At 55.1% G+C, this 16,178-nt stretch carries 15 protein-coding genes and 1 pseudogene; 9 read left to right on the plus strand and 7 right to left on the minus strand.

Translation table 11 applies throughout. The features are described 5' to 3' along the window. Window positions 1-140: 140 nt before the first annotated feature. From QQL24_RS01470 to QQL24_RS01485, 4 genes are read right to left on the minus strand one after another with little or no spacing between them, the layout of a single operon-like run. Entirely contained in the window at window positions 141-3,164 is a 3,024-nt protein-coding gene (locus QQL24_RS01470; RefSeq protein ID WP_284310103.1) for a tetratricopeptide repeat protein, read from the minus strand. After that, window positions 3,142-4,149 (minus strand): AAA family ATPase, encoded by a 1,008-nt coding sequence (locus QQL24_RS01475; protein ID WP_284310104.1) that lies wholly within the window; start codon window positions 4,147-4,149, stop codon window positions 3,142-3,144. The genes QQL24_RS01470 and QQL24_RS01475 overlap by 23 nt, the downstream gene beginning before the upstream one ends. Beyond that, the gene (locus QQL24_RS01480; protein WP_284310105.1) at window positions 4,146-5,204 is read right to left on the minus strand and encodes a hypothetical protein; all 1,059 of its coding nucleotides are present in this window, start codon (window positions 5,202-5,204) and stop codon (window positions 4,146-4,148) included. Before QQL24_RS01480 ends, QQL24_RS01475 begins: the two co-directional genes overlap by 4 nt. 30 nt (window positions 5,205-5,234) lie before the next feature. After that, window positions 5,235-5,621, minus strand: coding sequence for a hypothetical protein (locus tag QQL24_RS01485; protein ID WP_284310106.1), 387 nt, complete (start codon window positions 5,619-5,621; stop codon window positions 5,235-5,237). An 833-nt stretch (window positions 5,622-6,454) separates the two neighbouring features. Between QQL24_RS01485 and QQL24_RS01490 the strand changes: the two genes are divergently transcribed. The 4 genes from QQL24_RS01490 (at window position 6,455) to QQL24_RS01505 (ending at window position 10,613) form a co-directional block, all read left to right on the plus strand. After that, window positions 6,455-7,624 (plus strand): tyrosine-type recombinase/integrase, encoded by a 1,170-nt coding sequence (locus tag QQL24_RS01490; RefSeq protein ID WP_284310107.1) that lies wholly within the window; start codon window positions 6,455-6,457, stop codon window positions 7,622-7,624. Further along, the gene (locus QQL24_RS01495; protein ID WP_284310108.1) at window positions 7,608-8,285 is read left to right on the plus strand and encodes a hypothetical protein; all 678 of its coding nucleotides are present in this window, start codon (window positions 7,608-7,610) and stop codon (window positions 8,283-8,285) included. The genes QQL24_RS01490 and QQL24_RS01495 overlap by 17 nt, the downstream gene beginning before the upstream one ends. Before the next feature lie 90 nt (window positions 8,286-8,375). Then, the gene (locus QQL24_RS01500) at window positions 8,376-8,672 is read left to right on the plus strand and encodes a helix-turn-helix transcriptional regulator (protein ID WP_284310109.1); all 297 of its coding nucleotides are present in this window, start codon (window positions 8,376-8,378) and stop codon (window positions 8,670-8,672) included. A 3-nt stretch (window positions 8,673-8,675) separates the two neighbouring features. Then, window positions 8,676-10,613 (plus strand): AAA family ATPase, encoded by a 1,938-nt coding sequence (locus QQL24_RS01505; RefSeq protein ID WP_284310110.1) that lies wholly within the window; start codon window positions 8,676-8,678, stop codon window positions 10,611-10,613. Window positions 10,614-11,377: 764 nt separating this feature from the next. Here the strand turns inward: QQL24_RS01505 and QQL24_RS01510 are convergent. After that, entirely contained in the window at window positions 11,378-11,929 is a 552-nt protein-coding gene (locus QQL24_RS01510) for a hypothetical protein (protein ID WP_284310111.1), read from the minus strand. An 89-nt stretch (window positions 11,930-12,018) separates the two neighbouring features. On the opposite strand from QQL24_RS01510, the gene QQL24_RS01515 reads away from it, so the two are divergent. After that, a complete protein-coding gene (locus QQL24_RS01515) occupies window positions 12,019-12,279 on the plus strand; it encodes a helix-turn-helix domain-containing protein (protein ID WP_284310112.1) in 261 nt (86 codons plus the stop codon). Between the two features lie 84 nt (window positions 12,280-12,363). Here the strand turns inward: QQL24_RS01515 and QQL24_RS36790 are convergent. Then, window positions 12,364-12,828, minus strand: a pseudogene (locus tag QQL24_RS36790) (type II CBASS E2 protein). A gap of 2 nt (window positions 12,829-12,830) precedes the next feature. After that, window positions 12,831-13,775 (minus strand): ATP-dependent nuclease, encoded by a 945-nt coding sequence (locus QQL24_RS01525; protein ID WP_284310114.1) that lies wholly within the window; start codon window positions 13,773-13,775, stop codon window positions 12,831-12,833. A 184-nt stretch (window positions 13,776-13,959) separates the two neighbouring features. Here QQL24_RS01525 and mads1 point away from each other — a divergent pair, with 184 nt between their 5' ends. From mads1 to QQL24_RS01545, 4 genes are all read left to right on the plus strand, one after another. Next, complete coding sequence (mads1, locus tag QQL24_RS01530; RefSeq protein ID WP_284310115.1) at window positions 13,960-14,154, plus strand: methylation-associated defense system helix-turn-helix domain-containing protein MAD1; 195 nt, start codon at window positions 13,960-13,962, stop codon at window positions 14,152-14,154. A 92-nt stretch (window positions 14,155-14,246) separates the two neighbouring features. Then, the gene (locus tag QQL24_RS01535) at window positions 14,247-14,813 is read left to right on the plus strand and encodes a BrxE family protein (RefSeq protein WP_284310116.1); all 567 of its coding nucleotides are present in this window, start codon (window positions 14,247-14,249) and stop codon (window positions 14,811-14,813) included. A 53-nt stretch (window positions 14,814-14,866) separates the two neighbouring features. Further along, entirely contained in the window at window positions 14,867-15,595 is a 729-nt protein-coding gene (locus QQL24_RS01540; RefSeq protein ID WP_284310117.1) for a BrxA family protein, read from the plus strand. Continuing rightward, window positions 15,592-16,167, plus strand: coding sequence for a BREX protein BrxB domain-containing protein (locus QQL24_RS01545; RefSeq protein WP_284310118.1), 576 nt, complete (start codon window positions 15,592-15,594; stop codon window positions 16,165-16,167). Before QQL24_RS01540 ends, QQL24_RS01545 begins: the two co-directional genes overlap by 4 nt. Window positions 16,168-16,178: the final 11 nt, after the last annotated feature.

Consider the following 16,178-nt stretch of genomic DNA (forward strand, 5'->3'; position numbering starts at 1 on the left):
GTCTTTCTGGGCGGCGAGATGTAGGGCGCGACGCCTTTGGCTTGGGCCCCAAGATCCAAATTGCGTAAGACAAACTCCAAGCCCTGGTCCACCCGGATCGTCATCGCGCATCCTACCGTTTCTTCCTCGCTTGTTTCTCGCTATCGCTTGTCGACTTTGAGCCGCTCCAGCGCGTCCTCTGCATCACCGTTTCCCTTAGCGGCTGCTTTACCATACCAAGAAATCGCCTCATCTATCTGTCCATTTGCCTCAAAAGATCTTGCTACTCGGAGTTGTATCTCAACATCGTCCACATCGTTCAACGTGTTTGCCAGTTCGGTTGCATCGGACGGCGCCGCTGGACCAAATCCGACCTTAAATTTTGCCTGTCCTGTCGACATTAGTGCAATCAAAGTGGCGACAGCGCTGCTATTGCCAAGTTTGGCAGCAAAGATGGACCAGTAGGTAGCCTTCTCCAGATCTTGCTCAACACCATCACCATTCACATAGTTCATCGCAAGGTTAGCGGCAGCCACATCGTCCAATTGCAAGCGAATAGACAATTGATAATACTCATTGGCCCTTTGCTGATCACCGTTATTAGCGTACAGATTGCCAAGGCTAATGGCAGCATCGGAGTCGCCTCTCTGGGCACCGGCCAAAAGCAGGTATCTATATTTCTCGATGTCTTTCGGAATAAAGTCATAATTGCCCGTATAAAAAGTCGCTAAAGTCTTACTTTGAAACCCTCCCAATTTAAAATATTTATCAAGTAATTTAAATTGAAGCTTAAAATCTTTACGTTTTCCAGCTACGTCCGCGAGACCAACCATCGCATTCAAGACACCTTTGTCTAGAGCTGACTGGTAGCTTTTCTCCGCCTGTTCGAGATCATTCGCGTCCATAAAATCTTGTGCCGCTACATAGTCAACAAGGGGGTACCCATATAAGCGAGCTTTTTCTAAGGCTGCCTCCGCGGTACCTCTTTTTGATACTCTCCAGAGTTGATACCAGAATCGAGGGTTATTTGGTTCTCTGGCCACTGCGTTAGCGCAGGCGTTATGCGCTTGCTGTCGATAAATAGGCTGTCGATCGACAAATACAGTAAAATTTCCAGGCCCAATACGCAGCGGATCAAGTTTGCTCGCAGAGAGCAGATCGCACTCGTCTATCGGCACTAGTGACAAGGCCAAAATCGAGAGCGATCCGGCGAAAAACGCGGACACGGTAGCTACGACTAATAGCCGTTTAAGCGGCTTGCGGAGAATATTTCGGACCCAGGAATTCGGCAGCACAAAGTTTTGTTGTGCTGGCCTCAGAAACGGCAGGAAGTAATTCAGCATAATACTGTCAGATTTGACACCACCCTGGAAGCGATCGAGCATTTCTGGCGGATTGGTATGGATCGCCTCTCCACCCCAGTGACCCATACCTATCGCTTCAAGGATTGTTCGTCGGACTCTTTCCTTCTCGGATTCAATAAGTAGCTGCTGCAACAGGATACGACACCATTCTGGCATCCAGCCATTACGGAACCACGGGAGCTGCGACACCGCAAGCAAGTTGTTATCAAGACTAGGGCGCGCCAGGTCTCTGTCGTTAAGCCCAGATTTAAGCGATAACGTCAGCCGCCAACGGAGCTCTGGATAGATTGATGTTGAGCTTAACCAAGTTAGAACGTCTGGTTCGAGGGCACGCAGATGCCGCGAGAGTTGGCGGCGAAGGGGCGTCGGCGGAGTGACAGACTGCATCCAGCGCGTCGGGCGTTCCGCCAAAAAACGAATTAGCGGTCCAACATGGGCTTCGGGGTCCTGACAAATGCCGCCTTCTGCGTAACGTCTATCCTTCTTTTCGCCCAGCAAATGTACCAAATTGGCAACGCCAAATACCGTTGTAGGCAATATCGAGATGCCTAGGCGGTTCGTCAACAAATCCTCCTTGGAACGGGCGGCTTTGTCAGAACTTGGAGTGAAAAGTACAACTTTCCTTGCGTTCCTCAGGGAGTCAACCGCGGGTAGTAGCCGCCCGCGCACAGGATCGACCAGCTGTTCGGCGGACGCAAAGATCAGCAGGACGCTATCGGGAAAGCGCCGGATTACGTGATCAAGACGAAGGAATTCTTCCGTACGAGCAAAGTGACACAGCGTCGGATCACGGTTAAATTCCAGAATCTCAACACTTAGACCAGCACCCCTTAAAGTCCGAACCACCTCTAAATTGTAGGCAGCCAGATGGTCTCGCGCACTTTGTTTATCAATCAAAGCTACAAAATCTGTCGGGACAATGACCCTTTTAAACCGCAACTGCATAAGACCGCCCGTTGCAGCCGACGCGAGGGCTGTCTGCTCCGCATCGAAACGATTCAAGTAGGTGCGAGCCAACCTTCGAAGAGGCTGCAAACGATGAATCAATCGTCGATCACCGAAGTGAGCGTTCGCTCCGTCGATACGCCACCTCAGCGACTGGAGACTGTGCCGAAACGCCTCTCGATGAATATATGCCAGAAGACGACGATAAAGAAAGACAAGAAAGCAAAAATAAAGTACGACTGGAAGCAGTACTGCTATATACTTAGTCGGGCTATACTCAGAGTAGTACCAGCGCAAGCTGCGTTGCCAAGGGGCTTGCCTTGGAGGTGTGAGCTCATCTATAGGATAGTCCTTAATCCACTTAAGCTTCATAACCGGTATGTGCATAGTGGGATTAGATAAGAGCAGGTTAGGGGTCTTTTGCTCACGCGTGGTGAATGTACTCGCTACTGCGAGATATAGGCCGGCCGCAGCAATCAGAGCGATTGCGCTGGTCGTTAATCCCCTTGTAAACCGAGCGTGGTTTGGCAGATTATTCTTACGCCCACCATCATGGTGCTTTTTGGCTTCGAGCTGCCCGGGGTGAAGCGGGGCCTGCTTTAAGTTTTCGTTAAACAGATAGCTAAATGTGGCCTTGCACGTAGATTGCTGAGCCGGTGTCCCTGCAAGTATGGGAGTGATAAGCGCACAGAAGGTATCCGGGTCGTTGGGAATGCGTTGAGTGCTGATGAGAGTGAGCAGCAGTCTGTGCAATCGGAGTCGTTGTTCGATATCAATCTGCAGGCCTTGCACACTAAGCACCGATAGCAGAAGGTCAGTTTGCTCCAGCAGACGTGTGAAGGTTTCGCGATGTTCAAATTTTGGATCGTCCACCATTCCAGCCCCTCAAGAGCTCACGTACCCGCATTTGATCGCCAGAAATCTTTGCCAAGGCTGGAAATGCCCGCTCAGCGAACGTAATTTGCTCAAGAAGCGATAATCTAGGTTCCGCCCCTAGCTTAGTCATGGCGTTCAACCAACTGAGAAGCTCTGCAGTCCCAGGTGGCTTCTCAAGACCAGCACTCTCACTGCGAGCGTGGAGGAGGAATTGGATGGCATCTCTAATTAACGTTGCTTCCTCATTAGTCCCCATTAACTCCGGTAAGCGCGAGGCTACAATTTCCTCAAGCCGAGAGCCCACCGGGAAAGGAATATCGTAATAAATGCAGCGCCGCAGGAAAGCATCAGGAAGCGACTTTTCGGAGTTGTTCGTCATAAGAACAATCGGTGAATAATTTTCGTCCGCTTCAACACGCCTATTTCCTAACTCCGGTATACGAAAGTACATACGTTCCAATTCATTAAGTATATCGTTAGCAAATTCGCGGGGCGCCTTTTCAACTTCGTCTATCAAAACAACCGAGCGTCGCTTTCCAGGATGGCAGAACCCAGATGGCACAATATCGACAACAGTGTCTAGAGAATTGGTAAGCACAATCGCAGCGCCTAGAGCGCTATAAGTAATATATTCGTTAGGCGTGCCGGCGTCTGTACGAAGCTCCTTAGCAGTGAACCGGCCCAACGTATCATAATAATAGAACAGATCCTTAGCTTGTGAGGTAGATTTTGTTTCGAAGACTAGAGGCGGCTCAAGCCCAAGCTCCCAAGCAACGCTCCATGCGAGCACCGTCTTGCCAGTTCCGGGTTCACCAGTCACGACCAGCGGTTGCCGCAATAACAAAGCCACATTCACGGCGTCCACTAAGCCAGGGTCAGCGAGGTACTTGTCCGGACGTTGGAAAGCAGACGTAGAAAGCGGAGGAAGCTCCAACGGCTGCGGTGGGTGTTGTTCGGACGGCGACTTGGGATAAAAATTGTTCATGGCGCGACCAAACGGACTGACTTATCTCTCAGTGCAAGCTTGACCGCTTCAGCAGTTTGATACATGGGCAGCGTGCGGTCCCCAATGCCAAACATGCTAAAGAGACGCCTACGTAAGAAATATCTCCTAACGTGGCGGCGCAACACCTCGCGATCCGCGTTGTCAACATATTCTCTGATCCATAGCTCGACGTCATCAAAACGCACGCTTCGTAGCCTTGGCAAAACATATGCTGATAATGCGAATTCCGTCGAGATCGTCAGAGAGTTAATGTCCCGTCGCAAAATACTTAGCGCTCGTTGCCATCTCAGGCGACCAAAAAAGTCCGATGGGTATCCAATGCTGACAACGGTGATGATGGGGAAAGGCACTTTGGAGGGGTGTAACTCATTGAGCCAATGCAGCCAAGCTTCAACCAGGGTGGCCTGCGATGCGCTCCAATCACAAGCCTGCAATGCCACGTGGAAGAAGCAACTCGCACGTATATTCGCGAGCTTCTGCTCAACCATCGACGTGCTGGCGCCACTCCTTAGGCCAAGCATATCGTGAATTTGGTCTTTCATCCCGTCCAGTTGATTGACGGTACTTTGAAGGCTCTGATCTGAAAGCACATTGGCGCTCGGCCACTGCAAACTCCGGAAGAGGATAGCAGGCGGCAATCCATTAACATTGAGGATTGATGGAAGCCGGAGGTACAAAATTTGCTCTACGAAGCTGTCAAGGCAATCATCGTCACTGCCAATTGCGAAGAACGTGACAGGCTTGTTGAGTCCACGGTCAAATTGTCTCTGCAATGCTCCTGTTAAATACCGGAGCTGCTCCGCGCGATCAGTCAAATACGGTAACAGGCGAGGAGGGCGTGCCGACCCCAAGTCATTGTCGTCTGCTTGATATGCTTTTTCCGCGCCAACAAAGGCGTTTATAGTAATCTTGTCTCCACCAATATTATCTCCACCAACGCTATCGCGGCCAACTACATCTCCACCACCGGTGCTGAGGCCACTGCGGTTGATCGAAATACCGGTTGGTTGAGAGCCAGCACTGATTTGAGCCATCTGAGTAACCAATACTCAACCGAGTTGCTTTTACTTTAGATGGATTTTTTCAACTACGTATTTAGTTACCGGGCCCGTAAATGCAGCCAATATCGGTGATGCAAACATACTCACGACTCCACTCGCGGCCGCAGGCACCAGGTCAACAAGGCCTTCAACTAACTTGGCGACCAATGAATCGTTTGCGTCTCGTCCTTTAGCTGTCTCGTCTTTTAGGATCTGCAGTTTCGCCATAGCTTCAGCGCTATTGGCCGGATCGGCCGAACCTATTGTTTTCGAGACAGCAGCAAATAACTCTTCCAGTTGAGGCCGAGAAAGACTATCGACTTTATCCCTGCCAATGATATCACCTCCGCCAGTGATCACGGTTGCGTCCGAGATGACGACACCTCCTCTTCCAGCTGAGTGCCCTTTCATCGCTTCAGATCCTCGTCGTGATAACCCTTAGGGACAATACAATGAAAGGCGCTCGGCTTCCACCGCAAATCAACCATAGGCAGTGGCAGCCGGCAATTAACACGCGTTATAACAAACCACCGTAAGTCGCAGCAAAGCTTTAGTGTGTTAGGGCATTGTACCTTTAGCCAAAGTTGGTGTGTGGACGCGCTCGGCCCGACGCATTCTTTATGATTTTAACGACAAGAAGGGTTAGTGTTTTCCAGGAGGGCGGCCCGATTGATTCATCTAGCTCCAGTAATACCCTGAAGGAGGGCCGACAATGCCAACCCGACACCGTACTATGGTCTGAAAGAGCCACTTAAAGCGATTACCCGCTGCTACACGACTCTAGATGTCTGGAGGTTACAAGCCGGGGACATCCTATGATTATTCACGTTTTCCGAGTGAACTCCATTACCCAAACATCTCTGGTCTGATTACGTTTGCGTAAGGCGCAGGTCCGAAGTGAGCCTTTTATTGAGCGCTGTCTCCGACGTCCTTGAGGTCTCTTCAATTGGACGATGACGGTATTGATAAGCAGCCCCTCTTCTGCCCAACTCGGCGAGAGGCTCGTGGAGGTCTTTCTATGTGTCCAGCTGCATAAGCATTTGGCTGCGTTCGTTTTTCCGATTGTTGGAAATGGTACCCCAATCCGGGACACCCACGAGACCGGCGCCAGCGCCGCCCGCTTAGCCCAAACGTGATCAAGTAGCCTTTCTGGTATCACCACGGCCCATGCGGCCCCCATCTTCCTAATTTCTCTATCTTTTTCGACAAGGTGCCTATAGCTGGACTAGGCGTGGAGGTGACCCATGCCAACGGTCCGACTGACGAAGCGCACGATCGAATCAATCCCCCTGACAGCGAGTGGGCAGACGCTCTATCGAGATACCGAGCTTCCCGGCTTCGGTCTCAGGGTGGGAACGCGCGCCAAGACATTCATTGCTGAGGGGCAGCTTCGCCGGCGCACCGCGAGGGTCACCATAGGGCGATATCCCATAATATCAGTGGAGGAAGCTCGGCGCCGCACTCTCGATGCCCTGGCTAACATGGGCCGCGGCGTAACGCCGGCCCAGGCAAAGAAGAGCAGCGAGGTACGCGACATTACGCTCGCCAAGGCCTTCGAGACCTTCTTCGAGGCCAAGACAAATCTGTCGCCGGTGAGCGTCGACAACTATGAGCGGACCCCGCGGTTGTATCTTGCAGCCTGGCGCCGCAGACCACTGCGCGAGATAACCCGCGACATGGTTCTCGCGCAGCATCGCAAGATCTCTCGGGAGCATGGCGCATTCTCGGCCAATGCGGCAATGCGGCATCTGCGGTCAGTCTACAACTTCATCGCCTCGCTCCACGAGGACCTTCCGCCAAACCCGGTCCAGGTTCTCTCCCGCACGAGATCTTGGTCGCCCGAGCGCCGCCGCCGCACCATGGTTGCGGCCCATCAACTGCCGGCCTGGTGGGAGGCTGTGCAGACGGAGACCGATGACGCCCGCGACTTCCTCACAATCGCGCTTTTCACCGGCATGCGTCGAAACGAGATCGCTTCCCTAAGGTGGGAGGACGTTGACCTGATTGGGCAGACCCTGCATCTGCCGCGCACCAAAAATGGCGATCCCCTGATCCTGCCATTGTCTGGCTATCTTGCTGGCGTGATCGCTGCGCGTCGGGAGAGAGTTGGGCAGAGCGAGTGGGTGTTCCCGGGCAACGGTACCACCGGCCATCTTGTCGAGACGAAGAGCTTTGTGGCCCGGGTTGTGAAGGCGGCTGGAGTGCCATTCTCGCTGCACGACATGCGCCGCACCTTCATCACCATTGCCGAGAGCCTGGACATCCCTGCCTACGCCCTCAAGCGCCTGCTCAACCACAGAGCAGACGGCGATGTCACGGGCGGGTATATTGTTATGAGCGTCGACCGGCTGCGCGGGCCGGTGGAGCGGGCGGCGGAAAGGATATTGGAGATGGCGAGTGCGACGGCAAAATAAAACGCAGACAACGCCTGACGATGAAATGCCAAATTTCATACGTGATGACAACTATGACGGTCCCACCGGAAATTCGAATGATCCACGCGACAGCTTGTGGCTTGGCTTCGACGGGAAACTCGATATTGATCAGCTCCTATCCCTCGACCGTGATCCTAATGATGCTCTTCGGCAAATTCTAACGGCTATTGTCCGGTGTCATTCCGCCGACAAATCGGCCTTTGAGATCGAGAGGAGGCTCGATGCAGCGATGGCGGCGGTACTCTGCAAGACTGGTAAGCGTGGCCCAAAAAGCGGATTTGCTCGGGTTGAGAAAGCTCCCGTGCTTCATCGCGCAGCCGCTCTGTTCTACAGAAACCGTTTGAAGGGCGGCGATCCTGATTGGAAGTCTTGCATATGGGAAGCGCTTGATCAGAAAGAACGTAAAAGGCTCGGAGCTGACCCGGAGGATGAAAAATTCGCCAATTTTTATAAGGAGGCGATGAAGGTAATATCGACTGCACAAGACCAGAACCGTCAAATTTTCTGGGCCTCCGTCGAACCCGCAGATGCACACGAGCTTGAACTGAGCCTTCCCCAGTGGAGGTGGAGACAGGAGCGCATCGACGCCATACTTAACAACCTCCAGACACTTGGTGTGATTCCGCCAAACGTAGAATAGTCAAGGCGGGAGTTTCAGGGGAAATCACCCCTTTGCATCTGGGCGGATATGGCATGAATAGGAGGGCTCTTCATAACGAGGAGCCCTTCAATGTTTCAGACACGACCCAAGCCTCAGCTTCTCTCCGAGAAGGAGGCTGCCGCACTTCTACGCGTCTCTGGTTCGACGCTTCGCCGCTGGCGCAGCCAGGGCATTGGCCCTGCGTACATTCGCGTGGGTGGCAAGCTCGGCGGTGCCATACGGTACCGCGAGAGCGACCTGCTGAGCTGGCTTTCCAGCAATACGGTCGGTGCATCGACAATTTGCGAAGATGGCTTCTCTCGCGAATCTGCGTTTGCTAGCCAGTCCCGGTCAGCCTCTTTCGTAACCCGTAAGAGTGGGGGTTGAGCTATGGCCCTCGGTCTCACTGCTGAGGCGATAGCATACGCCCTCGAAAAGCCGTCCCGCAGCGGTCGCGGCTTCGTGGCGTGCTGCCCCGCCCATGATGACAAAAAGCCCTCCCTCTATCTCGCGGATGGTGCTGACGGCGGTCTTATTCGGAAATGTCGCGCTGGATGCTCGACTGCGGAAGTCGACGAGGCGCTCAAGCGCCTGGGATTGTGGGAACCCCGCCCAATCGATCGAACCGAAAGAAAAAAGGGCCGAGTGCCCTCGCCTGATTTCAATAGCGCCCAAATTGTTCCAGAGGCCGCGCCGCCGCCCGATTGGCGAAAAATCTTCGGCAGAGAGCCCACGAAGGTGTACTCCTATCGTAATGAGGCCGGCGCTCTTCTTCACTTTGTTGCCCGCTTTGATGAATCGGACGGGCGAAAGGACTTCCGACCGCTGGTCTGGACTCACAATGGTACCGGCGATGGGAAATGGCTGTCTCGGGCCTACAATTCACCTCGCCCGCTTTACGGGCTTGTTGATCTCGCGGAGGCGCCCGGCAAGCCTGTGCTGATCGTGGAGGGAGAGAAAGCTGCGGATGCGGCAAGATCCATCTTTCCCGAGTGCGTTGTCTTGTCTTGGTCCGGCGGCGCGGGTGCGGTAAATAAGGCAGATTGGCGACCTCTAAAAGGCCGACAGGTAACGCTTTGGCCGGATAACGACGATGCAGGCCGCGCCGCGATGTCTCAAGTCGCCATAACGCTCAGGGCAGTTGGCGCCCAGCGCGTCGTCCTCGTGCCAGTGCCGAAGGATAATCTGCCCGAGAAGTGGGACTTGGCCGACCATGCGCCTAGCGTTGTTGATTTGGACGCCTTACTCGCAGCTGCAACCGACGCCAATCCTGGGCTTCGGGCGCACATCCTAACGTCACAGCAGCTAAAGGCGCTGCATGTCCCCGATCGCGACTGGATCGTGAGGCCGTTCTTGTCCACTTCGAGCCTCAACATGATTTACGCAGCACGCGGTATCGGGAAGACGTGGCTAGCGCTAAGCGTCGCAATCGCAGTTGCCTATGGCACCGACTTTGTCTGCTATCAGGTGCCAAAGTCTCGGATAGTTCTCTATATAGATGGCGAGATGGCACTTGCCGACCTCAAATCGCGTGTCAGTGCGCTTGATCCTGGCGATTCCGAAAATCTCCTGCTCTTGCCCTCTGAACGTCTGTTTTTGTCGGACAAGCCACTCAATATTAACGCTGAAGAAGATCAGAAGCGGATCGCGGAAGTGCTGGTGGCACTTTCCAAAGAAGGGCGGCGACCAGATCTCATCATCCTGGACAATTTGTCGTCGCTATCGGCCGGTATCGACGAAAATGACAACACAGCGCTCGATTCGCTTCTCAGGTGGCTAACGAACCTTCGCCATCAAGGATACGCAATCCTTCTTGTGCACCACGCCGGCAAGTCAGGCGACCAGCGCGGCGCATCAAGGCGAGAAGATCTGCTGGACACCTCAATTAAGTTGTCGCGGCCAGAGGTGCCCACGCAGAGGAAACGAAGCGACGAGCGAAACGAGGACGAGTACGATCGCACGGGAGCGTATTTCAAATTGGAATTCCCGAAAACTCGTAATATACGGCCAATGCCAGACGAGCTTGCCATGAGCCTGATCCCAGGCGAGGATGGGCTTCTGATTTGGAAGACGTCAGAGAATTTAACCGCGACGGCCGCTGACAAATTGTTGCGCACAATCGCACGCCGACATCCCCGTACTCAGGCAGATCTTAGTGAGAAAGCCGGCTTAACAGCAGGTCGTATCAGCCAGCTCTGTAAGGAACTCCGAGAGCGCGGCGATTTATCGGAAGACCTCAGCATTACCCGCGAAGGCCGTCAAAGGTTGATTGAGATCTGGCCAGACCTGGAGACCGAACTTTTTCGTCAGGACGATTTTCCGATCTGAGCCATAGGGGATACGTCTAGAAGCAAATCGCTTTCCAGTTTTTTATAGTTGTGAAGGGCAGAGTTTATGGTTTAACCCGCTTTAGCGGTTAAACCTAAACCCGGTAGTTTAAGAAGAGCGCGACGTAAATCCACTCGCTGCGTATGCAGCATCATCGTGTTGCTTCAGGCAAGTAGGTAACCACTTCCAAGCCTCATGACTAGCCGACTAGCTCGTGGATGGGGCCATCGCCTCGACTTCAACTCCAAGGCGTCATGCCTCTTCGCAATGCACCAAAGTTGTCTATCGGGTCTGCGATGCTGCGACGCCCCACGCCTCCGCCTTTTCAGGCCTGGCTTTCGCACGATGCCGGACACCAGCGCGAACGGGAGTGTGTTCCAGGGCTATCTCGCTGTGAGCCCACGTCAGGGTCACGTCGGGCTGCGCCATAGCTTGAGGGCATCAAATTTTCGAGGTGTCGCGACGGGGCGGCGTCGGCCGCGGCTATAGGGGTATAGCGGCGCGGCCGGCCGAGGGCCTCCAGCGGCTCTCCCAGGGCCGGCCAGAGGGCGACTATTCGGGGTAGCGCGCCGATAAGGTCGAGGGCTAACGATCGTGGGGGCCGGCCGGCCGGTCCATCGGGTGGGCTATGCGCGGTACCTCTTGCTTACGCCGTGTCTTCCTTTCCTGGGCGTCGTCATGGACCCCCGCGCGAATCGGCAGAATGATGCAGGGGTCAACTCGCCGCCGGCCTACGCGGAACGTCGAGATGCGGCAGCCAAAACCTATGCGTTCTTGACGATCGAGCCAGCCAACAGCTCGGCGAAAGCCCAGTTTCCTCGATACTGCTGCCATTTTTGGCGGTAGCCGTGAGCCAGGCGACCGGCGGTGCCATCGATCCAGAGGTTTCGCTGATTGCCATCCTTGCGGGCCTCGCCGTTCCTCTTGGACCCCGAGATGTAGGTAGCGTGGTTTCGGCGAAGCTCCTCCTCAACAATCATCGCTGGAACGTTGTAGATCTCGTAACCGCCCGCTGGCAGGAAACTCACCGCGGCGACATAGTCATCCCGATCTCCCTCAGCGAGGCCAAGCAAGATCGCGCCGCTGGCCTTGGCTGACCATCGGAAGCAGTCCGTGCTGGGGCCCTTCGCCTTGACCCTCAGCTTGATCGACCGGCCGCCCCTTGTAGCAAAGAGGTCCCAGCCTGCGGAGTTGTTGGTGGTGGCATTGAAGTTGCCCACGTACCAGCCCCGAGCAATAAGCTCCAGCTCGACGACGAGCTCGCCCATGCGACCGATGCGCTGGCTGTCGAGGAGGTCAGGGTCGATGACGAGCATCCAGAACACCGCTCCGAATATCCCAAAATGGGATAATCCCGATCGAGGATTATCAGCGGTCGTGCCCAGTTTCAAGATCAACGGCACGGATGCAAAAAAGCCTCTTCACGGCAGAGCAGCAAATCTTGCAGAGCATGCTGCGGGAGGCTCGCCGCGCGGCTGGCAAGACACAAGCTGAGCTTGCTGACGCACTGGGGCGGCCACAATCCTTCGTGGCGAAATACGAGGTTGGTGAGCGCCGCCTCGACGTGGTCGAACTGATCGTGGTTCTTCGTGCGCTGGAACTGGCGTCGCCTCAGTTTATTGCGGATCTGGAAAAGCAGTTCCGGCGCCAAGACGAGCAGGCTTAGCAGATAACATGGCTTCAGGCTGGCCGCAGCAACACTGCACACGCAAACTTGAGGTAGAAGTTAGTTGGCTTATCGGTCGGTTCGTCATCGCACTGCTCGCCGGACAGAGCGATTATACGGTCCATGATTATTCTCGCCGGGATGCTGGCCCCCACCTTTCCATTCGTCCGACACCAGCCACTCTTCGAAATAGAAGAGCCAAGTCGCGGCCCAAGGCACGAACGTCTGATCAATCCGCATCGTGCCGGTCCACTCCTGCGTTCCCGGGAGGATCAGGCATAGGCGCAACGGGTTATGTTAGACATGAGGCAGCGGCCGACCGTCGGCGAGTTTCAAAAGGTCAGGCTTAATGACGAACACCTCGGGCACCTCGCTGCGACCGAAGGTGACGCGCACCAGATATTCTCGACTGAGCGGCGTCGGCCTTACGTGATACTCCCACACCAATCCGGTGGCACACAGCCGTCCGATCCCGACACAAACCGGGTTGGCGCGCAGGAATATGAACTGCTGCGCCGGTGTCAAATCAGGGCGGCGACCGGGTCGCACACCTAGTCTCCAAAAAACGTATTCGGCCGCACCTGGGTGGCGTTCGCCTGTGTCGTCAGCGTCAGGCCGACCGCCGGCGCCACATAGAGTTTGCTGCCTACCCGCGCTTGAGACACCGTCTGCGTCCTTGAATCCATCACTGTTCCGACAATTGAATTACCCAGGCTTTTGCCGAGGCTACTCGCAATGAGATCGACGCCTTCCAGGTCCCGCAGGCCCTCAAAGTCGGCCAAGGCCTTCCCGTGCCAGGCGTAGAACGCTGTCACCCGTCCCGGCTCCGTATTCCAGCGCTCCGCGAAGTTCTCGCCGATCGTGGTCTCGTTCGCGACAACATAATGCCGGCGGCCATTCACAAACGGCCGCTCAACGAAGTGCGGCATCATCCGGATGGTCTCGATCACAACATCTAGTTCAGAGTCGAAAGGGAAGCTCAAGACGCAATACTCGTACGCCTGTGCGGCTAGATAATCGCGAAGTGTGCGTGGTGACGGATGATAGTCTGCCCCACCGTTGGCTCCAGGACGGATGTTCGCGCGAGCCCGTTCGCGTGCCTCCCGGAAGTTTGCGAGGAGCGTCGTGACGTCGGTCACCCCGAACTCGACACGCAGGCCGACCAGCGTCCCTTCCCAGGCGAGGCTTGGCAACAGATCGACGACGCGGTGGAGATCTGGAGCGTCGACGTGAAACCAGACGTCGAGTGAAATTGTCGGTAGGATCGCGCCGTCCACGCCGTAACCAAAGGCATCCATTGTCGCCCAACATTCAGCGCTGAAGTCGTGAACCGAAAAGCGCTCGCGAGACGCCGCCATGAAAAGCTGCAGAGCATGCGAAGCCGACGTCTTTCCGCTATTGTTCGCGCCAACAAAAATTGAGATGTCAGATGCTAGATCGATCTGTACATCTCTTAGGCGTCGGAAGTTTTGAATCCGCAAAGTCTCAATATGCATGATTTTTATTCCCCGTTACGCACACAATAGAGGCGTAACCCCTGTCTCTCCAAAGCAATCCTATTTCCGCCTCTTTCCCACCCGAGATGTCAGTGGAAATCGCCAGCGCCCGACGAATTGAAATGGCGAAACCCGGCAAATTCTGGCATCTGTTGCCCTCCTTTCCAAAGAAGGGGACCGGTCTATGCCGGATGAAATCCTAACGCTGCCGGAGGTGGCCCAATTGCTCAAGGTCGCTGAAAAGACTGTCTACACCATGGCTCAGAAGGGCCAGCTTCCCGCTTTCAAGGTGGGAGGGCAGTGGCGATTTCAGCGCGTCGATATTGATCAATGGATCGAACAACAGAAGGCAAGCATCCGAGATGGGGGAAGGAGCTGAATGGCTGTCCTTTGCCGCTTGGAATCACCCATTGTACCAAAGATCGGTTTCGGTCTGCACTCTCTTGCCTGCTGTATCAGGGTCGCCCGCCAATGATGAAGGCTGGAATTGATTATGATCGACTGTTGAAGTTGAGATTGGTCGTCGCGAGAGTTGGCGAGATGGATCTCGCCAAATGGTGGAACACTCGCGGACAGCTCAGTCGGCTTGGAAGTGCGGCGGTACGGCGCGGATTCCCACGCACCCACTATTTTGCCCAGGCGCGATCCGTATTCGCGGTCGCAGGTTTTCGCTGTCGTGAAGTTTTCGATCCGCCGCAAAGCGTCACCCTCTGGCAACTGCCTGAAGCGGTGGAGGAGGAATTCGAGACGCATTGGGAACGTTGGCTTGATCAGGCAGACGAGTGGAAGCCGCTCTTCCTGGAACTTGAGGCACTGAAAGCGACCGAGCTTAAGACGGCGCTCCAATCTTTTGATCTGATCACTGACGAAGATTCCGAGCGGTTCTCACGTTTGCGTCGCTCGGCCGAGGGGCGCGCAGTGCCGTTGCCTGCTTCGTTTGCCGATACAAACCAGGACATCGCTTCCCTTGCGCTCGGATTTGCGTGTGGTGAGCCCGGCGCGCTGGCCGTCCCATACGCGCGACTGGACAACGCATGAAGGCGCCGGACCGGTCCCACGTCGCTTCGTCGTTCACTCTCATTAAGGGAGCCATGATCGATGAAACGTATGCGGTTTTCGCGGCATGGGATTTCGGCGCTTCGAAGAAGGAGAATCTCGATCGTTTGAAACGCGAGAACTTCATCGGTGCTGGTACGGCCACTTGGCTTCGTGACCTCGCAAAGGTGCTGAATCGCCGATTTGACCCAAGCGCTCGTGATCGCGCGCTGGTGCTCTTGGCGAAGAATGGCTGCCCCATCGAAGAATGGAAGCCGATTCTGCTTTGGCATATGACCCGCGACGAATTCTTGCTTCGCGACTTTCTGACCAACTGGCTTTTCCCGGAGTTTGTTTCGGGAGCCTATCGTGTGCGGTCGGAAGACCTCCACGCGCATCTTCGAAGCGTGGGCCTTCGAGGTGGTGCCACCGAACATGCTTGGAGCGAGACGACGCTGAACCGCGTCGCGGTCGCATTGCTCAAGATGGCGGTTGATTTTGACTTGCTCCGCGGAAGCGTTGTCAAAGAATTTGTCAGCTATCATTTGCCTGAGCGGAGCTTTCTTTACCTCCTCTATGTTCTTCGCGAAAAGATGCAGAGCCCGGGAAAAGTCCTCGCGTCGGAAGACTGGCGGATGTTCCTGATGCAGCCTTCAGATGTTGAGCGGGAGCTCCTTCGGCTTCATCAATATCGGAAGCTGGACTACCAGATCGCCGGCAGCATCGTCCAACTCACGCTGCCCTTCGCCAATGCCTGCGAGTATGCGGAAAGGATGGTGGCATGAGCGATCTCGTACACCGCATCAAGACGAGCCTCGAACCCATACTCGAGCTGGCTGACCCGCGTGAGCGCATAAGCGCTTACCACGACATGCCTTACGCGCTCTGCCGCTATGAACCCGAAGAGGAGTTCGAGCTACGCAAACAAATCTCCCTGCTCGATACCCGGCTTACTCAAAAGGGAAAGCGCGTAAGCCGCATCTCATTGGCTCAGTGTCTTGATGAGGCAATGAGATCTCAGAGACCGCTCGAAGATTGGTTCGCAGCGGAGCGTGAGCAGGGCACGGACACGATAGTCGAGACGGTGCATTCAGTCCTTTCGGAGTACGCGCCCCTGGTTGATCTCGTGGCTGCGCGGATGCCTGACGATCCCGACCCGCTTAGCGATGTCGTCTTCATCATGCGGACCGGCGCCTTGTTCCCCGTCTACCGCACATTCTCATTGTTGGAGCAGCTGAAGGGACGGGTCACCGTGCCCGCGGTCTTGTTCTACCCAGGCGATCTCGACGGTGCCGCCGGGCTCCGGTTCATGGGCGTGCTCGCAGCCGAGCATAACTATCGCCCAAAAATCTTTTGACGGGATTTCAA

Source organism: Labrys miyagiensis, assembly GCF_030160835.1.
GTDB classification, from domain to species: Bacteria; Pseudomonadota; Alphaproteobacteria; order Rhizobiales; family Labraceae; genus Labrys; species Labrys miyagiensis.